Source organism: Microcystis sp. M090S1 (assembly GCF_020246295.1).
GTDB classification, from domain to species: Bacteria; Cyanobacteriota; Cyanobacteriia; order Cyanobacteriales; family Microcystaceae; genus Microcystis; species Microcystis aeruginosa.
Map to the genome: position 1 here is coordinate 1 of NZ_JADBTF010000048.1, position 6564 is coordinate 6564.

General features: G+C 44.1%; 5 protein-coding genes. 2 read left to right on the forward strand and 3 right to left on the reverse strand.

Going from position 1 to position 6564, the window contains the following annotated elements; translation table 11 throughout:
* Positions 1–267 precede the first annotated feature (267 nt).
* Positions 268–930: a peptide-methionine (S)-S-oxide reductase MsrA gene (gene msrA, locus IM477_RS01980; RefSeq protein ID WP_287730344.1), complete on the reverse strand. Its 663-nt coding sequence runs from the start codon at positions 928–930 to the stop codon at positions 268–270.
* 124 nt (positions 931–1054) lie between these two features.
* Between msrA and IM477_RS01985 the strand changes: the two genes are divergently transcribed.
* Together IM477_RS01985 and IM477_RS01990 are read left to right on the forward strand one after the other, a co-directional pair.
* Entirely contained in the window at positions 1055–1315 is a 261-nt protein-coding gene (locus tag IM477_RS01985; RefSeq protein ID WP_287730345.1) for a hypothetical protein, read from the forward strand.
* 304 nt (positions 1316–1619) lie between these two features.
* Positions 1620–2312, forward strand: a complete 693-nt coding sequence (locus IM477_RS01990; RefSeq protein WP_287730346.1) for a hypothetical protein — start codon at positions 1620–1622, stop codon at positions 2310–2312.
* A 220-nt stretch (positions 2313–2532) separates the two neighbouring features.
* Here IM477_RS01990 and IM477_RS01995 read toward each other — a convergent pair whose 3' ends face one another.
* Positions 2533–4185 carry a DUF6930 domain-containing protein gene (locus tag IM477_RS01995; RefSeq protein WP_287730348.1) on the reverse strand — a complete coding sequence of 551 codons (1653 nt, stop codon included), beginning with the start codon at positions 4183–4185 and terminating at the stop codon, positions 2533–2535.
* A 75-nt stretch (positions 4186–4260) separates the two neighbouring features.
* Positions 4261–6333 carry a caspase family protein gene (locus IM477_RS02000; RefSeq protein WP_287730349.1) on the reverse strand — a complete coding sequence of 691 codons (2073 nt, stop codon included), beginning with the start codon at positions 6331–6333 and terminating at the stop codon, positions 4261–4263.
* Positions 6334–6564 lie beyond the last annotated feature (231 nt).

A 6564-nucleotide genomic window follows, 5' to 3' on the forward strand; every position in this document is an offset into this window, starting at 1 on the left:
CGATAGACGCTTGAAAATTTCGGGAGCGCAATGGAATGAAAGGAATGTACCTCAAGTTCTCAAACTTCGTTGTGCGTACCTGAACGGAACACTTTGAACGAGGCTTGGTACGTTTGTTCTGACAAAATTGACTTGCTCCCAGCGTAAACTATACGGGCGTTGGGTTTCATGCTTCAACCCAACCTACGTTCATCTTATATTTAATTCCACCCACCTACTTAACTGATCACTGATAACTGATCACTGATAACTGACTCCTAACCCTACTTAATTTAACTTCAGATCAAGAGCGATCGGACATTCCACTTTCGTTCCCCCTAAACCGCAGTAACCGCCGGGGTTTTTCGCTAAATACTGCTGATGATAAACTTCAGCATAATAAAATTCAGGTGCGTCGAGAATTTCCGTGGTAATCTGACCGTAGTTCGCTTTATTGAGAGCTTCTTGGTAGATCGATCGGGATTTTTCCGCTAATTGCTTTTGCTGGGGACTATAGGTATAGATACCCGATCGATACTGAGTTCCCGTATCATTACCCTGACGCATTCCTTGGGTGGGATTATGACTTTCCCAGAAAACCTTTAACAGTTGTTCGTAGGAAATCACGCTGGGATCATAGACCACTAAGACCACTTCATTATGCCCAGTCATGCCGGTACACACTTCCTGATAGGTGGGATTAGGGGTGATACCAGCCGCATAACCTACGGCCGTGGTGTAAACTCCTTCTAATTGCCAAAATTTCCGCTCTGCTCCCCAAAAACAGCCTAAACCAAATATTGCGGTTTCCATACCGGTGGGAAAGGGGGGCTGCAAAGGATGACCGTTAACGTAGTGGCCGCTAGGTACGGGCATTTTTTCCGATCGCCCGGGTAGTGCTTCCCTTGCTGTGGGCAAAGTTAATTTTTTTCCGAATCCGAATAACACCATAATAAGAATTTGTCCAGAAAGTTTTACCTTACTTTACATTGTCGCTTAATTTTGGCGATTTCAGTGATCGGTGATCAGAACTGAGGCTGCAGCTCAATTTTTGTCAATCTACTGAGTTGGGATTTTGAAAGGGAAACTCTCGGCTAAAACTGGGCGTTATTTCCGATTTTATCACTCAATCCCAACCCCGGAGCGCATTAGTTTTTCGGTGGGATGCTTACAGGCAGTTGTTCATACACTTGTACCAGTTGAGGCGTTGCTGAATCAAGGTATGAATGCAAACTGTGCATCAGATGCAAAAGTTAGTTTGGCTCTAGGTTTTAAAAATACCAGAAAAGAAGATTCATATCTCAAATCAGCAACGCCTTTTTTTAACAACTCATAATGAAAGTTTAATTCGACAGGTTTCTTTACATCAATTATTTCATCTGGAAAATAGACCTCAATATAATTATAATGCTTTATCTCGACAAGAACTTCCCGTAGAGCCACGCTTTAAAGGAATTTATCCCTCTGCGCTAAATCCTATTATTAGTTCTTTAGGGAATAGTAATGGTTTAGATTTTATTAATGCCGTTGAAGCGGATAAAATCATTTTTGTCGAAGGTCAGGATGATGCAAAAGCAATTTATACGTTATTACAAAAGAATACTATTGGTATAAATACAAAAAAATATTCTTTCTGGGTGATGGGTGGAGTCTCTCAAATTTTTAAGGATTTACCTAGTTATAAAAAGATTTTTCAGTTAATTAAAAATCAGCAGAATTTATGGCAAAAATCTGTGTTAATTTTTGATAGAGATTTCTTAAATGACGACCATAAAAATCTAATTATAAATAATTTAAATAATCGGTTTAATTTGCCAACTTATATCCCAAGTGCATATACGTTTGAATCTATTTTATTTACAGATTTTGATAAATTAGGTAGGTTACTTTTTCTGTGGTTAAGTCACCAGCAAAATTCGATTTCAGTGGATGCCGTAAGTCTTGCTCAAGGTCTTAAACAAGCCTATCTGAACTATATGAATCCCAAATTACAGCAATTACTCAATGATAATGAGGCATTTGAACAAATCATCTATCAATGCCGCTCTATTCGGGATAAGCTTAAGAGTGATGATATGTTGGGTACAAATGATAGGTCAATTCCAGAAAATGATGTTCAATTATCAACTGCTTATCGCAACTATTTCAATCAAATTTTGAATACACGGGATTTTTACAAGTATGCCAAAAAAGATGACGTTCAAGCAATTATCAATCAGGTGATCAGCCCTCATAATATAGCGTTTAATATTGAGCAGGATTTTATTGCTTTATTAGAATGCGTTGATCGCTCAACTTGGTTTGAGGAGTGGGATTTTTTAACGAGATTGTAGAATTTTAACCATGATGACCTACCCTAAACGACTGATCGAAGTTGACCTACCCATTAAGGGAATTTCTGCCCATGCGCGGCGGTAAAAATCGATTCGTCATGGGCATATTTCTACACTTCATAGCGCAGCTTGACGGTGGGAGTATGTCAATGAATTTGCCAAGCAAACTGATTACTGATTACTGTTCACTGAAAAAGAGCCGCCGCTGCCTTCGTTAAAATTAACCAAAGTGAGGCATAAGAGTCAAAACTCCCAAGTCTAAATCTTTACTATTGATCGATTTTGCCTCATAGAGAGCTAACATATCGTTTAATTGGGGATTACCGCAGGAGGAACCCGTTACGCCCATGGCAATAATCAAACCACAATAACCCTCGGTATTTTTGATGCGTTTTTGCCAATTGCGACGCGCGTTACGGTGGTCGGGATCATCTTGCTCGAATTCCCCAAATAGATAGAGATCACCGTTAGCCATTTTCAGAATCCCCAGATCATAACGGGTATCTTCGAGGGGATCTTCGCCGGGGTTAAAACCAATAGCCGCCAAACCGCCAGCTTGTTCGATTTTTTCGATAATTTCCTTGGCTTTCGGTCGGGAGGTCTGGATCATGACCACGGGGAAACCCTCTCCTTTTGTCGGTACGGATTGGGGTTGATAATGGATTTTTGGACGACTGCGAATTTTATCTAATAATTGCCAGGGAACCATTCCCAGACTGAGATGTGCATTATCAGGAACTAAATCCTCCTTGAGTACGGATTCTTCCTCATCATCCTCATCATCCTCATCCTCGTCGTCGTCCTCCTCCTCCAGGAGTTGCATAAATTCCGCACATAGATCGGGCATCGTGGCCACCGTCACCGCCACGGTTTCCCCTTTTGCTTGTTCGGGATCGAGGGGAATGCGAAAACGACGCTGTAATTCTCCGATCGGTTCTTCGGATAAAGCGGATTGATTGCCTTTAAAAAAGCGCAACAGAGCCATTAAAGCTAAATATACCGTGATTGCTTCTTCTTCATCTAAATAGGGGCGAATACCTTCGTAGGGATGCACGCTGCCGAAAACTGGATGGATTTGGGAGGGGGCAGCCGAGGCTAGATCGTAGTCATCCTCATCATCGTCCTCATCATCATCAGCCAATTCGTAGCTTAAAAACCAACAATCTTGGGAAAGAAAGGCTTTTTCTAATCTTTCCATCGATTTTTCTTCTAAAGCGGACTGCCGGAATTGTTTGAGGGATTCTAGGGAACGATAGAGAATGATTCCGTATTCCCGACCGAGCATTCCCATGACACAGGCGTAAAGATTCGGGAAATCGGGGCGATCGAGCTTAATTTGCAAAATATCGTAATCAGCTAAACAGGACCAGGGTTCAGCTTTCCAAATTTCGTGAGCGGTTTTCACTAAAGCGGACTGCCAAGTGGGAGGAATTGCCGGGGGGCGGTTATTTTGGAATTCGTCGAATCCACGAAAGAGATCATCGATCAGGGGCAAACTGGGGACATAATCGATGGTGATATCGAGATCTTGCAGTACCCCGCGCAGAAAAAACTGTGTTTCTCGATCGCGGACGATAATTTTTTTCGGTCTGGCTGGCCGGGCGGGACTTTGCGGTGTTTCGATGGCGCGGATTAAGGTTCTCACCATGGCCTCTGGCCCGGTTTCAGGGGAAACTACTTCCATAGCGCGTACACAGCCCTCGCTACCATCCACCCAGATCACGCACTCGCCGCCGCTTTCTTGATTTGGTTCTAAGGTGGCCCGGGGCATTCTCTCGGATAAGGATAAAGCACGACGATCTCCTTCCCAAACACTGGGAATTTGTGGAATTTTTTTGAGGCGGCTTTGGGTTGTCCGGGGCAGAAGATTCATCGGGAAATTTAGGGGTAGCTGTTTTAGGATTTTAACCTTTTCTTTTCAAGGATTCCATAGAATTATTCTATCGATTTAGTCCATAACTTGATAAATAAACCGGAAACCTGACCAAGTTCCTAGATCAAAGGCGTATTCATCAATTACACTGCCAGAACTATCCATTTTTAGACCTAAGTCTAATTTTAGATCGCTCCAGAAAGCTCTGGCTATTTCTAGGGGGTTAGTCAGGGTGAGCAGTTGGGTGGCTTCTCCCTTGAGGCTTTGAGTGGCATTGAGAAGGGTCAAGGTTTTCGGGAAAGGATGGCGACTGAGGATCAGTAGATTTTCTCTGATGCCCTTGGGTTGACTAATTTTCCAATGCCCTTGGCGGTCATTGGGGATGGGGGCCTTGGTTTTAGCCGCCACGACAAAGGGGGCCAATGGGCTGGAATTGCTGAAATTATCGGGGGTTTCTGAACAGGAACAGTATAAAAGCGGTTGGCGATCGCTGTTGAGGACAATTATCAGTCCGTAGAGGGGTTGTTCTTCTTGATTCTCAATTTGATAGCGAATTTCCGTACCGACGGGCAGAATTAAGTCGTTTTTAGCGGTATTAGTCCCCCTGCTACCCGCAATTTTTTGGGTTGGCACTGTGGAGATATAGGTTTGATCGAGGCTTTCGAGGGTGACAATGACGGCTAAACCGGAGGATTCTTGATTGATCAACAAGTGCCACAATTTGCAGGCCAGCAGGGTTTCTAGTTGCGATTGCAGTCGTTTGATTCCCGATTTAATTGCTTCGTTGCCCGCCCCTAAACTACCGATAATTAGGGAGCCATTGGGAGATAATAACTGATAATTGCCAGTTTCTTCGCTACCAACTCGACTTAAGAGACAATCTACCGTTTGTTCGCCAATGTTAACCACGGCGGCCACATCGGGCAAACTGGCAAAGGTACTGGTGGCATCTACCCGTTCAATCCGGGTTAAGTTATGATCCAAACCGACGATTAAGCCGATTTGACTCGGAAAAACCCGCAATTTTTCCTCTAGAATCTGTCCTATTTCTAGGGAGGCGGTTGCCGATAATAACTGGGCTTTGGCTTTTAAACCCTGACGGGAGAGAATTTGTAGGCTGATTTCCTCCCCGGTCGCCTCAATAAAGCTCAAACAGGAGTTAATTCCGTAATTTTCCAGGATTTCTAAGGGGAGGCCGACCAGATTGACTTCTAGGGTGCGCTCGTCAATAAGATTTGTAACAATTGCCGCCCCAACCCTTGACTTTTCTGACGTTGTATGATAAATAGACACAGAATTATTTTGATTATTGGTCAGGATTGCCGGTTGCTGTTGTTGACTGCTGTGACTAGCGACGAGATTACGGAGATGGGGAAAAGCGATCGCAATTGTCGGACTGGGGGAAACTTGCCAGAGATACTGAGTGAGATCATAGGTGAATAAGCCAGCATTGGGGCTATTACCGCTCAATTCCAGGGCGATTTGCTCTGGTTTAGCGGCAGCGAGAATAACGCCGTTACTAGGCTTATTTTTGAGGTTAAAACGGGTTTTAATATCGGCAGCGAAAGTTAATTCGGCGGGGTTAGGATCAGTAATGGTTCTAGAATAGGAACGAACGCGAAGATTACCGAGATAGGGCTGAGGTTGGGGGAGATGACTACTATCAAAAATCAAGCTAAACTTATCCGTAGCTAGACAGCGAGCCATCAGCAGGATATTTTCCTTAAGTAAAGCATTTTCTGCCCCATCCGCAGCAATAAAAACCTCTTTTCGGGCCCCAACACTGCCATAACCGCTAAAGTGAAAAATTACCACATCCCCCAACCTGGCTTGGGCGATCAGGTGTTCTAAAAAAGCCGATTTGATCGCTTCTCCACTGGCTTGTTGTCCCGTTAAAGTTACTATATCAGCATCCTGAAAGCCAAAACGATAACGGAGAAGGTCTTTTTGTAACTCCACATCGGTAAGACAACCGGGCAGCGGCGGAATATTCGCCCCATACTGGTCAATACCGACTAAAAGAGCCAATTTTCGGGGATTAGGGGCGGCGAGAGCAGCCAAATGACGGTTAACTGTCCCTTGACTAATCGCCAAAGTCAGCAACCCCCAACCTGTCTGCTGGATCAATTCTCGCCTAGTTATGTTCATCGAAAATTTTGGGTGGGAAACCCCGCCGTAGAACGGCGGCTTTACGTTAGAATTAAAAAGACCGTCTCGAAAACCAAGTGGGCGGACAGCACCTTGAAAACTCGGCTTAGGGAGTTCCGTTCAGAAAAGCTTGTCCGGGTAAAAAGTCGCGCGCAACAAGTACAAGAAGCGTTTAGTCAGAACCGTACCGTGGGACACACGGAATCGGGCTTCTGAAATGGAGCGAAAGTC